We start from the raw sequence: 16,729 nt of genomic DNA, 5'->3' as shown, positions 1-16,729 counted from the left end.
GGTATTTTTATATTTAATTTAGTAAACTTTACCTTTTCTTTATGTTTGTTTTAATTTCTATTAAGTTTTAAACGTTATATTAATATGCGTACAAAGTAATGTATGGAAATTGTACATTATTTTTAATATAGAAAGCTTAAAATTATTGAAAATGTTGTAAGGAGGAGATTATGACAAGGTGAAAAAGAAAGAGAAAAAGAGTGGTAGAGCAATACCGATGAGGTTAAATATTTTATTCTTTTGTGTATTTTTATTATTTTCTGCCATGATTATACAGTTAGGTAAAGTTCAAATTTTCGATGGAGAAACATATAAGAATGAAGTAGAAAAAAGAGAGAATGCAACGGTTAATCTTACAGTACCACGCGGCAAAATTTATGACCGTGAAGGTAATCCAGTTGTTGACAATAAGTCTTTACGTACGATTACATATACAAAGGTGAAAGGTGTAAAAGCGGAAGAAATGTTAAAAACCGCAAGACAACTTGCAGCAATAATTGAAATGCCGCAAGAAGATATTGATAAGTTAACCGAGACTGATAAGAAAGATTTTTGGATGCAATTAAATCCAAAACTTACTCAAAATTTAGTATCTAAAAAAGAAATAGATAAGTTTAGAGAAAAGGATATTAATGGAAAAGATCTAGACAAAAAAATAGAAGAGTTAAAAAGAAAGCGCATCACAGATAAAAATCTTCAAGAATTAACAGCCACAGATATAGAAGTGTTAGCTATTAAAAGTAAAATGACTTCAGGTTATCAAATGGCACCTCAAATTATTAAAAAAGATGTTAGTGAAAAGGAATATACTGTGATTAGTGAAAATTTAGCAAATCTCCCAGGTGTAGACGCATCAGTTGATTGGGAAAGGCTCTATGTAAATGATGGCTTATTCCGTTCAGTTCTTGGAAATGTTTCGAATGCTGATGAAGGATTACCACGTGAACGATTAGATTATTATTTAGTGCGTGAGTATAGCCGGAATGATCGTGTTGGGAAAAGTTACATCGAACAGCAATACGAAGATGTGCTTCATGGTAAGAAAAAAGAAGTAAGAAGTATTGCTGATAAACAAGGTAATACAATTAGAACGGAAACAGTTTCTGAAGGAAAAAGCGGCAAGAATTTAACTTTAACTATAGATATGGAATTACAGAAAAAAGTAGAAGAGAGCATAGAAAAAATATTAAAGGCCTATAAAGGTTCAGAATCGATGTTGGACCGTGCTTTCGTTGTAATGATAAATCCGAAAAATGGTCAAGTATTATCAATGGCAGGGAAAAAATTAGTAGAAAAAGGTGGGAAAACAGAAGTTGAAGATTATGCTTTAGGTACGATGACAAGTTCATATGAGCTTGGATCAACTGTTAAAGGTGCGACAATATTGACTGGTTTCGAAACGAAAGCTATAACACCAGGTACTTACTTTTATGATGCGCCTATGAAGTTTAAAGGAACTAAGGAGAAAAAGTCTTGGAAAGATTTCGGGAATATTGATGATCTAAGAGCTTTACAAGTTTCTTCTAACGTTTATATGTTTAATACAGCATTAAAAATTGCAGGTGTGGATTATGTTAGAAATAGTTCACTAGATATTAAACAAGAATACTTTGATAAAATGAGATATTATTTCAGGCAATTTGGTTTAGGTGTTCCAACGGGTATTGATTTACCTAATGAAACAGCTGGACAAATTGGGAGAAAAGATAATCAACCGGGTTTCTTATTAGACTTTTCTATTGGCCAGTATGATACGTATACACCACTTCAGCTTGCACAGTACATTGCTACTATTGCAAATGGTGGTTATCGTATGAAGCCACAAATTGTTCAAGAGATTAGAGAACAAACTGTGCAAAAAGATGAAATCGGTAAAGTGGGTCATTCATTAGAACCAGTTGTTTTAAATAGAGTAGATATGAAAGAAGATTACATAAATCAAGTAAAAGAAGGATTTAGGAGAGTATTTCAGGAAGGAGATGGAACGGGAGTAAGGGCGTTCCAAAAAGCACCATATAAACCAGCCGGTAAAACAGGGACAGCACAGACAGTATATGGTGGAGAAAGTGACATAGGTAGAAATGATAAAGGTGAACGTATAAAATGTTATAATTTAACATTAGCAGGATATGCGCCATATGACGATCCAGAAGTAGCATTTTCTGTTGTTGTGCCATGGGTTATAAATGATAAATCAGGTATTAACTCTGATATTGGAAAAGATGTTTTAGATGCTTATTTTGATTTAAAAAATAAGCGATTAACTGGCGAAGCACCAAAAATAGATGACTCTAAAGAAAATTAAAATATACGAAACGTCTCTAGCAATTATATGAACTAGAGACGTTTTTTACATACGAATAGATTAGAAATGAGGTATCTATGAAGCAATTGATTCTAAAAGATTGGAGAAAAATATGTAGCTATATTTTAATTATAATAGGAATTATTTTTATTAATAAGTTATTTTTATTTTGTATGGTAGAAGGAATTTCGATGCAACCTACTTTGAATGAGAATAATCGCATACTAGTTAATAAGGCTAGCATCTATTTTTCTTCTTTTCATCATGGTGATGTTGTAATAATAAAAAAAGAAGACTCGCCTACATACTACGTGAAACGAATTATTGGATTACCAGGGAATAACATACAATTAAGAGACGATGAGGTATATATTAACGGTAAAAAGCGTGATGAGTCGTATATACAGTTAGATATGTCACAAGTATCAAATCGTTTTTCAAACTGTAGAGAAATGAAAGTTCCTACGCATAAATTATTTGTGTTAGGTGATAATCGAAATCATAGTAAAGATAGTAGGAATACGCTTGGACTAATTGATGAGTCAAATATAATAGGTAAAGTGAAAATGGTATATTATCCATTTGATCAAATAAAATGGTTAAAATAATTCTATTAGATATGCACGTTTTATAAAATAAATCATATATTGATAGCATAGGACAAGCAGAAAAGCTTATCCTAACCTCACAGAACACTCCTTATCACAGTTAGGCATCTACATTTTATGTAGATGCCTTTTTCAATGTCTGATAATTATTTATCAACCTAAAGTAGTAAGTATATTGGGACTATTAAGGGAAGATTGCTTGTAATAATAACAGTACGATTAATAAGAAGATTGAATTGTAAGGAGTGAGAAATAAGTGATGAATATTTTAATAGTTAATTTCCCTGCAGAGGGACATGTAAATCCTACATTAAGTTTAGTAAAGGCCTTTACTGAAAGAGGTGATAACGTACACTATATTACAACGGAAAGCTTTAAGGAAAGGCTTGAAGTTTTGGGAGCCATTGTACATACTCATCCGGATTTATTAAAGGAGATTTCTATTGATAATGAAACTTCATATGGATTAAAATCTTTCTTTCATGTACATGTTCAAACTTCTTTATACATATTAGAAATTACGAAACGATTATGTAAAAGCATTAATTTTGATTTCATAGTTTATGATATATTTGGTGCTGGAGAGTTAGTAAAGGAATATTTACAAGTTCCAGGCATAGTTTCCTCTCCTATATTTTTAATTCCACCAGTATTATTGGAAACCTTGCCTTTTCATCCAAATGCAGAAATACAATTCCAACCCGATGAACTCTCTGAAAAGTTACTGTATCAAATGGAACATGAATTTGGAGTAAAGCCCAAAAATAATCTTCAATTTATGCATAATAAGGGAGATATTAGTCTCGTGTATACAAGTCGTTATTTTCAACCTAATAGCGATTCGTTCGGAGAAAACAATGTTTTTATTGGGCCGAGTATTATAAAGCGCAAAACAAATGTAAAGTTTCCACTTGAATTGCTTTCAAAAAAGAAAGTTATTTATATTTCAATGGGAACACTTCTTGAAGGGCTCGAACCATTTTTTAATACTTGTATTGACGCTTTTTCAAATTTCGAAGGGATTGTAGTAATGGCGATTGGTGATAGAAATGATATTTCAAAAATTAAGCAAGCGCCAGACAACTTTATTATAACCCCTTACGTACCTCAATCAGAAATATTAAGTGAAGCAGATGTTTTTATTACACATGGTGGAATGAATAGTGTGCACGATGCAATCCATTATAATGTCCCATTTGTGATAATACCGCATGATAAAGATCAACCTATGATAGCGCAAAGATTAACTGAGCTGGAGGCAGCATATAGATTATTGAAAGAGCATGTTAATGTGCAAACTTTAAAAAAGGCGGTAACAGACGTTCTTTCAAATGAAAAGTATAAACATGGCATTCGAAAACTGAATGAAAGTTTTTTAGAGTGTGGTGGTTCCAAAAGAGCCATTGCAGTTATTGATGCTCTTTTAAATAAATAGTTCAGATAATATAAAAGCATAGAGGCTCTACCTGTATGCTTTTATATTATTATCCAGCAAATTGTACAGCAGTATTCGCATGTAAATAAGCAGTATCAAAAACAGGAACAGATAGATCATTTTGGGAAATGAGCAAAGGAATTTCCGTACAGCCAAGTAAAATTCCTTCAGCCCCATTATTAATTAATGAATTGGTAATTTGTATTAGTTTTTCTTTTGATGTTTCTGAAATAATTCCTCTACTTAATTCATTTAATATGACGTGATGGATAAAAGTTCTTTCCTCGTCATTTGGGATGATTGTCTCAATGTTATATTTTGCTAGTCGTGATGTATAAAAATCTTGTTCCATCGTTTGTTTCGTTCCTAATAATCCGATCCGTTTTATATTCTGTTCTACCATTTCTTTAGCACTTACATCACCGATATGAAGAAGTGGGATTGATATTGCTTGTTCTACTTCCTCAGCAAATAGATGTACAGTATTAGAACACATTAGTAAACATTCAGCTCCAGAGTGTTCTACTTTTTTTGCTACTGCGACTAATTCATTTTTCACTTCTTCATATTGATGATTTTGTAATAATGTAGTTACTTCACCAAAGTCCATACTATATAAAACAAGCTTCGCATTTTGATCATATTTAGAGAGAGTCAGTGTATTAATGTGTTTATAGTACAACGATGTTGATTCCCAACTTAGTCCGCCAATTAAGCCAATTACTTTCATCATGCATTCCTCCCGTAACAATTTTGAATTTATTATTTCATAATTCCGATAAGAATACAATGATTTAAGCAAACTATTTATCGAAAAATAAAAATAGTAAGAAAAGTATTGAAATTATTTATTGTTAGTGCCATAATACAGATTACAAATACATACTTATCCAGAGAGGTAGAGGGAACGGCCCTTTGAAGCCTCAGCAACCCCTATGTAATTACATAGGAAGGTGCTAATTCCGCAGAGGACACTATGTGTCTTTTGAAAGATAAGGGGATTCTTGTACGTGAAAGAAAATGACCTCTTATTAAAGAGGTCATTTTTTGTTGTATAGAAAGGAAGTGTCGATGCATAATTCATTTTCAAAATAAATATAGAGTATTAAAAGTTGAATAATACGAGAGGGGAATTGTAATGAACAAATTAACGACAAAGCTAGTAGTAGCTATTGGAATTGGAGCAGCGCTATACGGGGTATTAGGGCTTTGGGGATTTTCTATCGCACCGAATACATTTATTAAACCCGCATTGGCTATTTTAACAGTTTTTGGAGCGTTATTTGGCCCGGTAGCAGGGCTTTTAATAGGACTCATCGGTCATACCGTTACAGATACGATCGCTGGTTGGGGTATTTGGTGGGGATGGGTTATTAGTTCAGGTATTATTGGTTTTGCAATGGGACTCATACAAAAAAGATTTGGTTTTAGTGTAAAACATGGAACGTATAATAACCGTGATATTTCTTATTTTGCAATTGCAGGGTTAATTGGTATTGTCATAGCTATTATATTTGCTGGAGCATTCGATATTATTGTGATGGGAGAACCGTTTGACAAAATAGTTATACAAGTACTAGGCGCAACAATTGCAGACGTTATCGTATTTTTAGTTCTTGGCTTACCAATCACGATCGGCTTAGCGAAATCAAATAAGAAACATACACATTTAAAAATTGAAAAGTAGGGATGAATACATGCAACCAATTATTTCTTTTGAACAATTTACCTTTCAATATAGGCATGCTACGCAGCCTACTTTGAAAAATATTACATTTCAAATATATCCTGGGGAAAAGGTACTTATCGCTGGACGAAGTGGTTCAGGTAAGTCAACATTAGCTCATTGTATAAATGGGCTAATCCCATTTTCTTACGAAGGGATAAGTACCGGTAACATTTTAATAGCTGGAAAGGATCCGAGAAAAGGTAGTGTTTTTGAACAGAGTAAACACGTAGGGACAATATTACAAGATCAAGATGCACAATTTATAGGCCTTACTGTCGAAGAGGATGTAGCATTTGCATTAGAAAACGATTGTGTAAATCAAATAGAAATGAGAAAGATTGTTACGGATTCTTTAAAAAAGGTAAGCATGCAGGACTTTCATACACAAAGTCCACATGAGTTATCAGGAGGTCAAAAACAGACAGTCTCTCTTGCAGGTCTGCTAACGACAAATGCAGATATATTATTATTTGATGAACCGTTAGCTAATTTGGATCCTGCATGTAGTTTGAATACAATAGAACTCATTAAAAATATACATGAGAAATATAATAAAACAATTGTAATTATTGAACATCGAATAGAAGAAATTTTAAACCTTGATTTAGATAAAATTATTTTAATAGATGAGGGAGAAGTTATTGCCGTTGGTTCACCGGATAGTATTTTAAATTCTAATATATTACCAAATATCGGACTAAGAGAACCTATTTATATAGAGGCGCTAAAGAAATTAAATTTTGATAGTAATAATGTTAAGGTATTTCCAATTGAAAATCTTCGTAATGAAGACGTTCATAGCCTATTAAAGAACTGGATGCAGAAGCAAGATTCATCAAAAAACAAAGATATTAAAAAAGCTTTATGCAAGATAGAAAATTTATCATTTACGTACAATAACAAACATACAGCCTTAGAAGATATCAACCTTTCAATAGGAGAGGGAGAAATAATAGCCTTATTGGGTCATAATGGAGCAGGGAAATCGACATTAGCTCATACTCTTATAGGAATAAATAAAACAAAGAATGGGAGAATAACATTCGATGGAGAAAATATAAATTGTTGGTCTATTCGTAAACGCGGGGAAGTTATTTCTTACGTTATGCAAAACCCAAATCAGATGATTACACAGCCTACTGTTTTAGAAGAGGTTTCGTATTCATTACAATTAAAAAAGGTTTCTAAAGATGAGATTGAGATAAGAGTCGAAAAAGCTTTAAGAATTTGTGGATTATATCCATTTCGTAACTGGCCAATTCAGGCATTAAGCTATGGACAAAAAAAGAGGCTTACTATTGCATCTGTACTTATAACAAACCCAAAACTTATTGTATTAGATGAGCCGACAGCTGGACAAGATTATTACCATTACAAACAGTTTATGTCGTTTATTAGAAAACTGGCCGAAAGGGGCATATCCTTTATTATTATCACACACGATATGAATCTTGCTTTAGAATATGCAGATCGAGCGGTAGTTCTGCATGAAGGGAAAATTATTGCGGACAATACTGTATCTGCTGTTTTAGGGGATCAAGGAACGTTACAAAGAGCTAATCTACGGGAGATTTCATTAATAAAACTAGCTAAATTAAGCGGAATTCCAACTCCAGAAACATTTGTGAAACTTTATATTGAAGCTAATAGGAGGGAGGAATATGCATAATACGTATTTTTATCGTATGGAGGGTGCAATTAAATTATCTTTATTTATATTTTGTATGACACTTACTTTTTTATTTTTTGATTTTCGTATATTGCTAATTTTATTTATTGTTGGATGTATCGGCCTCTTAATTGCAAAAATTCAATTGCGTAAAATTATAGTTATTTTCAGCGTTATATTTACATTTAGTTTATTAAATTCCGTTATGATTCTTTTCATTACGCCCACCCATGGATCGGAATTAACGGGATCGTATACCTCTTTTTTTTATATAGGTTATGCAACAATTACATATGAAACTTTATTTTATGCAGCTACACTTTCATTGAAATATTTTACGTTATTACCATTTACACTTCTTTTTATTTATACAACTCATCCAAGTGAATTTGTGAGCAGCTTAAATAAATTTGCTGTTCCTTATAAAATTACATATGCAATAAATATTGCACTGCGTTATATACCAAGCATTCAATCTGAATATATAATCATTAGACACGCACAGGAAGCAAGAGGCGTACCTTTTGAAAAAGGAGAAGCGAGCTTGTGGATTCGTATGAAAAACCGTATTTTAATTTTTTGGCCACTTATTATTCATTCATTAGAAAGGATTGATACTGTTTCAAATGCAATGGATTTAAGAGGTTTTGGAAAAAAGGATAAACGAACGTGGTACTATGCAAAGGACGCACAAAAGGAGGATTACATCACACTTTTTATTGGTATTATCATTTTGATTATTGCAGTTTACTTAAAGCTGAATGTATTCCAAAGTTTCTGGTACCCATTTTAAAGCACTCTCAATAGAGTGCTTTTACTAATTTTTATGAAGACATGCTCAAAAAAAGGAGATACACATACTGTATAATACGAACCAGTTAAAATGATCAACTACCTATTAGTTTTCAAACCAAAAGGAGGAGAAAATATGAGTTTCGGTGGTTCTTGTGGTTTTGGTGGAGGTTTCGCTTTATTAGTTGTGTTATTTATTTTATTAATTATTGTTGGATGTAGCTGTTGGAGCTAAGGGTACTAATTTCTAATTAGTCTCTTCTAAATGTAAACTAAAAAAACATAGCAGATACTTTTTGTATCGAAATAAAAAAGGAGCATAATGGCTCCTTTTTTATTTATTATGCAACGTGCTCTCATTATTATATTTGGGGAATGTAATAGTTAAAGTAGTTCCTTTATTAACGATACTTCGGATTTTCAAACTGCCTCGCATCGTTTCAATAATTTTAACAGCAACCATCGTTCCTAAACCCGTACCTTTCGTTTTTGTACTAAAATATGGTTCGCCAAATCGATTAATTTGCTCTTGCGACATTCCAACTCCACTATCTTGAATCCTTATTATGACCTTATTATTGCTAACAGTTGCAGAAATAATTAGATTACCGCCACATGGCATTGCTTCTATACTGTTTTTTATTAAATTTAAAAAACATTGATGGAAGTGCTGTGTATTACCAATAATTGTTCCCTCTGAGAACTCTTTTGTAATATTAATAGTATTCATGTTACAAAAAGGCAACATCATATTAATAACTCGATTTAACTCGTGCTCCACTGAAATATGATCTAGTTTTTCTGAAGCCGGTTTGGCAAAAGTTAAATAATCATCAATAATTGCTTGTGCACGATTTAACTCTTCAAGAATATGTTCAATATACTCATCTTTGGATTGTTGAGTTATATTGGGTGTTTTTAAAAGTTGTGTAAATCCTTTTACAACAGTCAATGGATTCCTTACTTCATGTGAAATACTTGCAGCGAGTTGGCTGACAATCTCCATTTTTTCAACTTTTATTAATTTTGATCGCATAAATATTGCATCTTTTAAAACCTCATTAAAATAGACCATAAATAATATTAAAATAGTTGGTAATAGAATGAAATAAATAATGTACAAATTATTCACTTCAAAATCTGATAGAGTTAAAACAATTACTGTTGTAAATATTGCAAGGAAAAAAGTTAAAAACATAGATGAAGTTACTTTTATTTTCCTATTGTATGTGTTAAATTTTGAGGATGCGAATGCTGTAATTATTAACATCGTTCCATAAACAATGATTGTTAACAGGCTAAAACCATAAAACATAAAACGTATTATTAATAAAATCATGAGTAATGCAATACCGACTGGAAATCCACCATAAAGTGTACCAATTAAAAAGGGGATTTGTCTTAAATCGTGAATATAATTTTCATCCATATAGATGGGATACCGCATACATAAAATTAGTGGGATACTCGTACAAAGAATGATAAGTAGTTTCTTATATTTCTTCCCGAAGTACCCACTATCATAAATAAAATAAAAAACAAATATACTGCTTAAAATATAAAGAAGATTATTTAAAACATTTTGATTAATGTAAACAAAGTTCATAATACATGCCCCGTTATCCTGAATTTCAATCCCATATGTATTATACATTATAAAAGTACAAGTTTTACATGTACTTTTACAATGTATTTAGTTTTTATAGATTTTCAGTGTTATAGGCTTTTAACCATGCATTATTAAACTCTTCCATTGACGCATAGCGCTCACTACGATTTTCATTTACAGCACGGTATGCTACTTCATATAAGCCTTCACTAGCTTCCCATTTCATAAAGGAACGATCTTGCCCGCCACCTAGTAGTGCAAAAGCTATAGCCCCCATATTAAATACGTTTGTTTGTCCGTCTATTATAGAGTTAAGTTGAAACTCTTCAGGTGACATAAAACGAGATGACCCCCACATTCGTCCCATCTTATTTACATACGGTTTGTTACTGTATAAATCAATATCACAAATTTTTGTTTCATTAGTTTTAAAGTTGTACAAAATACTACCGTCATAAAAATCAATAGCTACATAGTTTTTGTGTTCAACGTAAGTATGGAAATTAAAAATAGAATTTAATGAAACTAGCCTATTTTTAACGGATAATTTTTTATATTTATAAAATGGTGAGTTAGGATCATTATATTTTGCTGGGGGTGGGAAACTCCAGTGCGGGTGGAGACATTCACCGTCAAACCAATCAAAAATTAAAACATATCCATGTTGTACAGGGTAGTGATCAATTAAACTTATAAGAGAAACGTGTGTTAATTCATTGTATATAGTAACTGAGCTTTTTAGTCTTTGTATAGCTTCATTTGTAGAAGCATTATATGCGAGTGTTTGTGCCCCTGCATATTTTATAAAGTTCTTTTTCCCATTCTTTTCAACACCAAAACTTATATTACCGGAATCTTGTTGGTCAAAAACCGCAAATACTGTACCTAGTTTTGTAAGCCAATCAAAATTATGATGTTTTTTTAGTTGGAATGTTATAGTATCTAACTGAATTTTAACTGGAATATCTTTCATAATTCACCTCGAATTTAATATAATTAAGTTGTCCATTACAGTATTCGACATATTTTGTGAAATCCCTATATTTATAAACTTAAATTTTATAAATATAATAATATATAGTTATAAGGAGGAAAGCAAATGGATGGAAAAATCATAATTAAACCGTACCAACAATATTGGCATACAGAGTTTTTAAATGAAAAAAATAAACTTGTGCCGTTACTCCATGAAGAAATTATTGCTATTGAACATATAGGAAGCACAGCCGTAGAAGGGTTAGGGGCTAAACCTCTTATTGATATGATGATCGGCGTAACAAATTTACAAATTACCGGAAATTGGAGGGAAGCCCTAGAAGAAATTGGCTATGAATATGTTCCTAAAAAAACACCTAATTGGCGTTTTTTTAGAAAAGGTAAATGGAGAGCTGGTACCCACCATTTACATGTTTATATTTATAATAGCGAGGAATGGAGGAACAACCTTTTATTTCGAGACTTTCTAATAAATCATGAGTGGGCACGTGAAGAATATAGAGTATTAAAAGAGATGCTTGCTGCTACATATCCTTTTGATCGTGTTTCATATACAAATGCAAAAGCACCGTTTATTTGCAACATATTAGAATTGGCCAAAAAGGAGATAAATAAAATATAAGTAGTTTGCAGATTCTCATTTTATTTTAATCTTTCTCCCATGTTATTCTCTCTTTTACTTGATACACTGCTGATTATAGAGCTTTTGAGTCAAAAGGAGATTATATAAAATGGAGAAAATACTTAGAAATAAATATTTCCATATATATGTTAAAATAATCGGTATTACTATTATTGTTTGTAGTGTAGAATTGCTATTTATTAATGTTTTGTACGGGAATGTATTAAATGTACAATGGCTAAATAAGAAATTAGGTTCTTTAGGTGAATACGGGGTAATTATAGCTGCATCATTATGGTTCTTACGTCATATATGGTTATTTTTAAAGAAGAAACATATTCACAGATTTAAAATAATTAAAGAGCTATATCTTTTTATAAAACATTTTCACGTATTAATTGGATACGCTGTAATAGCTGTTGCGACTACTCACGGTGTTTACTTTTTAATAAAAGGAAGTCGGCATATTATGCTAGTATACAGTGGTATATTTTCTCTTTTAACCTTAATAGCATTAGGGATTGCGGGATTTGTTTTACAACAAACTAATAAGAAAACGAAATTGATAATGTATCGAAAAACACATCAAATCGTTGCAATTATATTCGGAATAGAATTACTTATTCATTTAATCGTATAGGAGGAAGTATTGTTGCAACATATACTAATTATTGAGGATGAGGAAAGCTTAGCAGATTTTTTAGAATTAGAATTAAAGTATGAAGGATATATAGTAGATATACAACTTGATGGAAGAAAGGGATTAGAAGCAGCACTTGAAAAGAATTACGATCTCATATTACTTGATTTAATGTTACCAGGATTAAACGGACTGGAAGTATGTCGTCGACTAAGAGCAACTAAAAGTACACCTATTATTATGTTGACTGCTCGTGATAGTATTATGGACCGTGTGACAGGGTTAGATAGTGGAGCTGATGATTATCTTCCAAAACCGTTTGCAATTGAAGAACTTTTAGCACGTATGAGAGTGATTTTTAGGAGAGAAGAAAATACAGAGCAAAAGCACGCATCATTTCTTTCGTTTAAAGATCTACAGCTTCAGATTGAATCTCGAACTATAACTAAAGGAAATGAAGAAATTGAACTTACAAATAAAGAATTCGAGCTACTGCTTATGTTTATGAAAAATATTAATCGAGTTCTTACCCGTGATATTTTACTGGACCAAGTATGGGGATATGATGCAATGGTTGAGACAAATATAGTCGATGTGTATGTTCGTTATTTACGTAATAAGTTACATAGTGTGGATAAGGAGGAGTATATCCAAACAGTTCGCGGTGCTGGATATATAATGAAATGATAAAAAACATTGTGCACCGAATTCGAAATTTACCTATAAAGTGGAAATTAACACTTTGGTCCACTACACTAGTATTCATTTTGTTTATTTTGTATAGCACGTTACAATTCATTGTAATTAATAAGTGGACTATAGATTATGAACAGAAACAAATAAACAGACAATTGACAGAAATAACGGCATATTTTCAAGATAAAAACGAAACGCTCTCGAGCAAAACATTTGAAAATAGTAAAGAATTTCTAAATAATTTGATTGATAAACATCAAATGATTCGTATTATCGGAAATGATGGAAAGCCCATTGTTACTGTTTCTCGAGATTTTAATGAAGCTTGGATAAAACCAAAACAGGTTACCCAAGATGAATCCTTAATAAAAAGACATATAGAAGATCGAATATTAGTTGAGCGCATACCAATTCAAACAAAAAAATTCACGGGAACTATTGAACTTACGAAAAACTTAGAGACATTTGATCATTTATTAAAAATTATCTTAGTGGTAATGGTCTTTGCAGGGATATGTGGATTAGTGTTTAGTTTTTTAGGCGGAATACTTATAACGAAAAAGCTTTTATCAAGTGTTCAAAACATAACGGATACGATGAAGCGTATTAAGAAAAACGGACTAAATGAAAGAGTTCCAGTACGAGAAAATAATGATGAACTCGCAAAATTATCGATTCTTTTTAATGAAATGATGGATGAAGTGGAAACTTCTTTTACACAGCAAAAACAGTTTGTAGAAGACGCATCGCATGAATTAAGAACACCATTAACAATTATTCAAGGGCACTTATCAATGCTGAATCGATGGGGGAAAAATGATCCAGCTATATTGGATAAATCTCTTCAATCCAGTTTAAAAGAAGTAGATCGATTAAATAAATTAGTTTCAGAATTGCTAGAGCTATCAAGGGCTGAATCAGAACTGATACATCCAATAGCAGCTGAACGAGTCCATGTTAATAGCGTATTAAAACAAGTTACACAAAACTTTGCAGTACTGCAAACTGACTTTCAATTTGATATGAAATTGGATGCAGATGAAGCGTATGTTTCAATACCATCATCTTACTTAGAACAAATAATTATTATTGTAATGGATAATGCAGTGAAATATACAAAAGGAGCTAATAAGTATATTTGCATTGAATCAAGTATGCGGTCAGGAAAAATTAAAATCCGCATAATAGATCATGGAACAGGAATACCTGAAGCTGATTTGCCATTTGTTCTTAACCGTTTTTATAGAGTTGATAAAGCGAGAAGCCGAAAACAAGGTGGAAATGGGCTAGGTTTATCAATTGCAAAAAGGCTTGTAGAAAAATATAACGGAGCTATTCAATTAGAGAGTAAAGAAAACGAAGGAACAATTGTTACAATTACATTTCCGGATACTACACATGAATAGTTAAAGGTAAAAAATTCTTTTTGAAAATACTCTGTAAAAGGAGGAATACATTTTGTATTTCCTCCTTTTTTGTTGCTTAGTAATCAAATTATTTTATTTATTTCGACATTTAAAGTAAATTGAAAGGATTAAGGGGGAATAATTAATGAAAGCTATTGTACATCAACATAAAAAAGGATTAGAAGGTTTAGAATATAAATTATCACCTGAGATAACTCCTAACATTGGAGAGGTTAAAGTGAAATTAAAAGCAGCAGGTTTAAATCATCGTGATTTATTTATAATGAATAATAGAAAAGAAATGGAACTACCATTAGTTTTAGGGTCAGATGGTGCAGGTATTGTTATAGAACTAGGAGAAGGAGTTTCAAATATTTCACTACATACCGAGGTTATTATTAACCCTAGTATTGGATGGAATAATACTCATGAAATACCAGAGTTACCTGAAGTACTAGGTGGACCAGCAGATGGAACATTTGCTGAATATGTTATTGTACCAGCAGAAAATGTAGTGGAAAAGCCATCATATCTTACGTGGGAAGAATCTGGCGTTTTATCTTTATCGGCATTAACTGCATATAGAGCGCTTTTTACAAAAGGTAGATTAAAACCTGAAGAACATGTCCTAATTCCGGGAATCGGCGGTGGTGTAGCTACTTATGCTATGTTATTTGCTAAAGCAATTGGAGCAAAGGTGAGTGTTACTTCAAGGATAGAGGACAAAAGAAAGGCTGCTGAAAAATATGGGGCAGACTTTTCTTTTAATAGTTCTGGTAATTGGGACGAGTGCCTACATGGAGAAAAAGTGGATTTAATTATAGATAGTATAGGTCCGGCGACTTTCTTAAAATATTTTGATATATTAAAACCAAATGGAAGAATCGTTAACTTTGGTGCAAGTTCAGGAGATAAAATCGAATTACCGTTACGAGCATTATTTTATAATCAAATTGATATTATGGGAACATCAATGGGAAGCCGTGAAGAATTTAATGAGATGGTTCATTTTATAGAGAAACATAATATTAAACCAATTATTGATAAAGTATATCCATTAGAAGAAGCAATCCAAGCTTTAAATCGAATGCAGCAAGGAGAACAATTCGGTAATATTGCCCTTCGTATGGAATAAGAATATGATTTCGTAACTAATATATTTAAATGAATATGTTATGTATTATATCCATGCATAGAGTGTTCACCATACTATTTAAAATGGTTTACAACCTTTATACATATTTAGCTCGTGTAAATAGTTACACCATTGTCAAATGAATAGTAGTAAAATGAGAATTTGATGAGAAAAGTTTAAACCCATTTTCATATTGATGTTGTATACTGTGTAAATCAAGAACGCTTGTATCTTTATTTAAAGTACAATGAGAAAAAATAAGGAGAGAGTAATATGAATTACACAGTATTTCAATGGATTAATAACTTTGCTGGATCATCCAAGCTATTAGATACGCTAATGATCGCTATTACAAATAGTGCTGCATATGTAGCTATTCTATTTATGCTTATCCTATGGTTCAATAATGGAAAGAAAGAGAATGCAATTAGAAAACAATATACAGTGTTATATACGACACTTTCAGTTAGTATTGCATTATTAATAAATGTTCTTATACATGCGGTATATTACCATCCGCGTCCTTTTATAACACATCATGTCAATCAATTAGTACCGCATGCAGCAGATTCATCATTTGTAAGTGATCATTCTGTACTCGTATTTTCGATTGCTTTCGTATTTATTCTTAGAGGAGAAAAACTTAAATATATCGCGTTAATATGGGCAGTATTAGTCGGTATATCACGCATGTACGTAGGCGTTCATTATCCTCTAGATATACTTGGTGCTGCGTTCTTAACATTTATTACAAGTGGATTAGTAATGCAAAGTGCACGTATATTTGAACCGTTAGTTCGTTTTATTTTCAAAATGTATGCACTAGTAGCAAAACGAGTTCCTTTTTTAGCGAAATATAACCATATAGCTTAATCGTAAGAACCTACAAAAGTAGGTTCTTTTTATTTGAAAATTCTTAAATTTCACTTACCGTATTTTTTATTTTAAAAATATAAATTAATAAAAAACAAATAGTAACATAGCTAGTTTTCTTATAGTTATAGAGGAATTACTAAAAAAACTTCGAAAAATATAGTATCTAATATAATAAAGAACATATTTAGTAACACATCTATGCATTAATACA

At 31.6% G+C, this 16,729-nt stretch carries 16 protein-coding genes and 1 riboswitch; of the genes, 13 read left to right on the top strand and 3 right to left on the bottom strand.

All coding sequences use genetic code 11. From position 1 onward, the window contains the following. The first annotated feature begins 178 nt into the window (after nucleotides 1-178). The 3 genes from NSS97_RS13930 to NSS97_RS13920 all read left to right on the top strand — a co-directional run bounded on the left by NSS97_RS13930 (nucleotide 179) and on the right by NSS97_RS13920 (nucleotide 4,348). Nucleotides 179-2,305: a peptidoglycan D,D-transpeptidase FtsI family protein gene (locus NSS97_RS13930; protein WP_341112984.1), complete on the top strand. Its 2,127-nt coding sequence runs from the start codon at nucleotides 179-181 to the stop codon at nucleotides 2,303-2,305. Nucleotides 2,306-2,382: 77 nt separating this feature from the next. Beyond that, the gene (lepB, locus tag NSS97_RS13925; RefSeq protein ID WP_107886837.1) at nucleotides 2,383-2,913 is read left to right on the top strand and encodes a signal peptidase I; all 531 of its coding nucleotides are present in this window, start codon (nucleotides 2,383-2,385) and stop codon (nucleotides 2,911-2,913) included. Nucleotides 2,914-3,169: 256 nt separating this feature from the next. Then, the gene (locus NSS97_RS13920) at nucleotides 3,170-4,348 is read left to right on the top strand and encodes a macrolide family glycosyltransferase (RefSeq protein ID WP_341112981.1); all 1,179 of its coding nucleotides are present in this window, start codon (nucleotides 3,170-3,172) and stop codon (nucleotides 4,346-4,348) included. 49 nt (nucleotides 4,349-4,397) lie between these two features. Here the strand turns inward: NSS97_RS13920 and NSS97_RS13915 are convergent, their stop codons facing one another. After that, nucleotides 4,398-5,081 (bottom strand): aspartate/glutamate racemase family protein, encoded by a 684-nt coding sequence (locus NSS97_RS13915; protein WP_002085241.1) that lies wholly within the window; start codon nucleotides 5,079-5,081, stop codon nucleotides 4,398-4,400. A 150-nt stretch (nucleotides 5,082-5,231) separates the two neighbouring features. After that, nucleotides 5,232-5,347, top strand: a riboswitch (SAM riboswitch). 139 nt (nucleotides 5,348-5,486) lie between these two features. Here NSS97_RS13915 and NSS97_RS13910 point away from each other — a divergent pair. From NSS97_RS13910 to NSS97_RS13895, 4 genes are all read left to right on the top strand, one after another. Next, nucleotides 5,487-6,035 carry an ECF-type riboflavin transporter substrate-binding protein gene (locus tag NSS97_RS13910; protein ID WP_002168272.1) on the top strand — a complete coding sequence of 183 codons (549 nt, stop codon included), beginning with the start codon at nucleotides 5,487-5,489 and terminating at the stop codon, nucleotides 6,033-6,035. Between the two features lie 10 nt (nucleotides 6,036-6,045). Then, nucleotides 6,046-7,746, top strand: a complete 1,701-nt coding sequence (locus NSS97_RS13905; protein WP_341112978.1) for an ABC transporter ATP-binding protein — start codon at nucleotides 6,046-6,048, stop codon at nucleotides 7,744-7,746. After that, nucleotides 7,739-8,539, top strand: a complete 801-nt coding sequence (locus tag NSS97_RS13900) for a CbiQ family ECF transporter T component (protein WP_107886840.1) — start codon at nucleotides 7,739-7,741, stop codon at nucleotides 8,537-8,539. Before NSS97_RS13905 ends, NSS97_RS13900 begins: the two co-directional genes overlap by 8 nt. Nucleotides 8,540-8,674: 135 nt before the next feature. Then, nucleotides 8,675-8,773: a YjcZ family sporulation protein gene (locus NSS97_RS13895; RefSeq protein ID WP_000007808.1), complete on the top strand. Its 99-nt coding sequence runs from the start codon at nucleotides 8,675-8,677 to the stop codon at nucleotides 8,771-8,773. A gap of 99 nt (nucleotides 8,774-8,872) precedes the next feature. Here NSS97_RS13895 and NSS97_RS13890 read toward each other — a convergent pair whose 3' ends face one another. Continuing rightward, nucleotides 8,873-10,192, bottom strand: a complete 1,320-nt coding sequence (locus NSS97_RS13890) for a sensor histidine kinase (RefSeq protein WP_002141985.1) — start codon at nucleotides 10,190-10,192, stop codon at nucleotides 8,873-8,875. A 46-nt stretch (nucleotides 10,193-10,238) separates the two neighbouring features. Next, nucleotides 10,239-11,120 (bottom strand): serine/threonine protein kinase, encoded by an 882-nt coding sequence (locus NSS97_RS13885; RefSeq protein WP_107886842.1) that lies wholly within the window; start codon nucleotides 11,118-11,120, stop codon nucleotides 10,239-10,241. Between the two features lie 126 nt (nucleotides 11,121-11,246). Between NSS97_RS13885 and NSS97_RS13880 the strand changes: the two genes are divergently transcribed. The 6 genes from NSS97_RS13880 (at nucleotide 11,247) to NSS97_RS13855 (ending at nucleotide 16,515) form a co-directional block, all read left to right on the top strand. Continuing rightward, nucleotides 11,247-11,765 carry a GrpB family protein gene (locus tag NSS97_RS13880; protein WP_107886843.1) on the top strand — a complete coding sequence of 173 codons (519 nt, stop codon included), beginning with the start codon at nucleotides 11,247-11,249 and terminating at the stop codon, nucleotides 11,763-11,765. Between the two features lie 109 nt (nucleotides 11,766-11,874). Next, the gene (locus tag NSS97_RS13875; protein ID WP_061690135.1) at nucleotides 11,875-12,405 is read left to right on the top strand and encodes a hypothetical protein; all 531 of its coding nucleotides are present in this window, start codon (nucleotides 11,875-11,877) and stop codon (nucleotides 12,403-12,405) included. A gap of 12 nt (nucleotides 12,406-12,417) precedes the next feature. Further along, a complete protein-coding gene (locus NSS97_RS13870) occupies nucleotides 12,418-13,092 on the top strand; it encodes a response regulator transcription factor (RefSeq protein ID WP_002032425.1) in 675 nt (224 codons plus the stop codon). Continuing rightward, nucleotides 13,089-14,507, top strand: a complete 1,419-nt coding sequence (locus NSS97_RS13865; RefSeq protein ID WP_107886844.1) for an ATP-binding protein — start codon at nucleotides 13,089-13,091, stop codon at nucleotides 14,505-14,507. Before NSS97_RS13870 ends, NSS97_RS13865 begins: the two co-directional genes overlap by 4 nt. Before the next feature lie 145 nt (nucleotides 14,508-14,652). Further along, nucleotides 14,653-15,642, top strand: a complete 990-nt coding sequence (locus tag NSS97_RS13860; protein ID WP_044443042.1) for a zinc-binding dehydrogenase — start codon at nucleotides 14,653-14,655, stop codon at nucleotides 15,640-15,642. A 273-nt stretch (nucleotides 15,643-15,915) separates the two neighbouring features. Next, nucleotides 15,916-16,515 carry an undecaprenyl-diphosphatase gene (locus tag NSS97_RS13855; protein WP_341112971.1) on the top strand — a complete coding sequence of 200 codons (600 nt, stop codon included), beginning with the start codon at nucleotides 15,916-15,918 and terminating at the stop codon, nucleotides 16,513-16,515. Nucleotides 16,516-16,729 lie beyond the last annotated feature (214 nt).

It is taken from the genome of Bacillus sp. FSL R12-0074, assembly GCF_038005725.1.
GTDB lineage: Bacteria > Bacillota > Bacilli > Bacillales > Bacillaceae_G > Bacillus_A > Bacillus_A mycoides.
This window is presented reverse-complemented; position numbering and strand designations above follow the sequence as displayed.

Coding starts and splice junctions, on each gene's coding strand:
- NSS97_RS13860 (WP_044443042.1), top strand. CDS start 14,653: ATGAAAGCTATTGTACATCAACATAAAAAAGGATTAGAAGGTTTAGAA.
- NSS97_RS13900 (WP_107886840.1), top strand. CDS start 7,739: ATGCATAATACGTATTTTTATCGTATGGAGGGTGCAATTAAATTATCT.
- NSS97_RS13885 (WP_107886842.1), bottom strand. CDS start 11,120: ATGAAAGATATTCCAGTTAAAATTCAGTTAGATACTATAACATTCCAA.
- NSS97_RS13895 (WP_000007808.1), top strand. CDS start 8,675: ATGAGTTTCGGTGGTTCTTGTGGTTTTGGTGGAGGTTTCGCTTTATTA.
- NSS97_RS13915 (WP_002085241.1), bottom strand. CDS start 5,081: ATGATGAAAGTAATTGGCTTAATTGGCGGACTAAGTTGGGAATCAACA.
- NSS97_RS13910 (WP_002168272.1), top strand. CDS start 5,487: ATGAACAAATTAACGACAAAGCTAGTAGTAGCTATTGGAATTGGAGCA.
- NSS97_RS13875 (WP_061690135.1), top strand. CDS start 11,875: ATGGAGAAAATACTTAGAAATAAATATTTCCATATATATGTTAAAATA.
- NSS97_RS13880 (WP_107886843.1), top strand. CDS start 11,247: ATGGATGGAAAAATCATAATTAAACCGTACCAACAATATTGGCATACA.
- lepB (WP_107886837.1), top strand. CDS start 2,383: ATGAAGCAATTGATTCTAAAAGATTGGAGAAAAATATGTAGCTATATT.
- NSS97_RS13890 (WP_002141985.1), bottom strand. CDS start 10,192: ATGTATAATACATATGGGATTGAAATTCAGGATAACGGGGCATGTATT.
- NSS97_RS13865 (WP_107886844.1), top strand. CDS start 13,089: ATGATAAAAAACATTGTGCACCGAATTCGAAATTTACCTATAAAGTGG.
- NSS97_RS13905 (WP_341112978.1), top strand. CDS start 6,046: ATGCAACCAATTATTTCTTTTGAACAATTTACCTTTCAATATAGGCAT.
- NSS97_RS13855 (WP_341112971.1), top strand. CDS start 15,916: ATGAATTACACAGTATTTCAATGGATTAATAACTTTGCTGGATCATCC.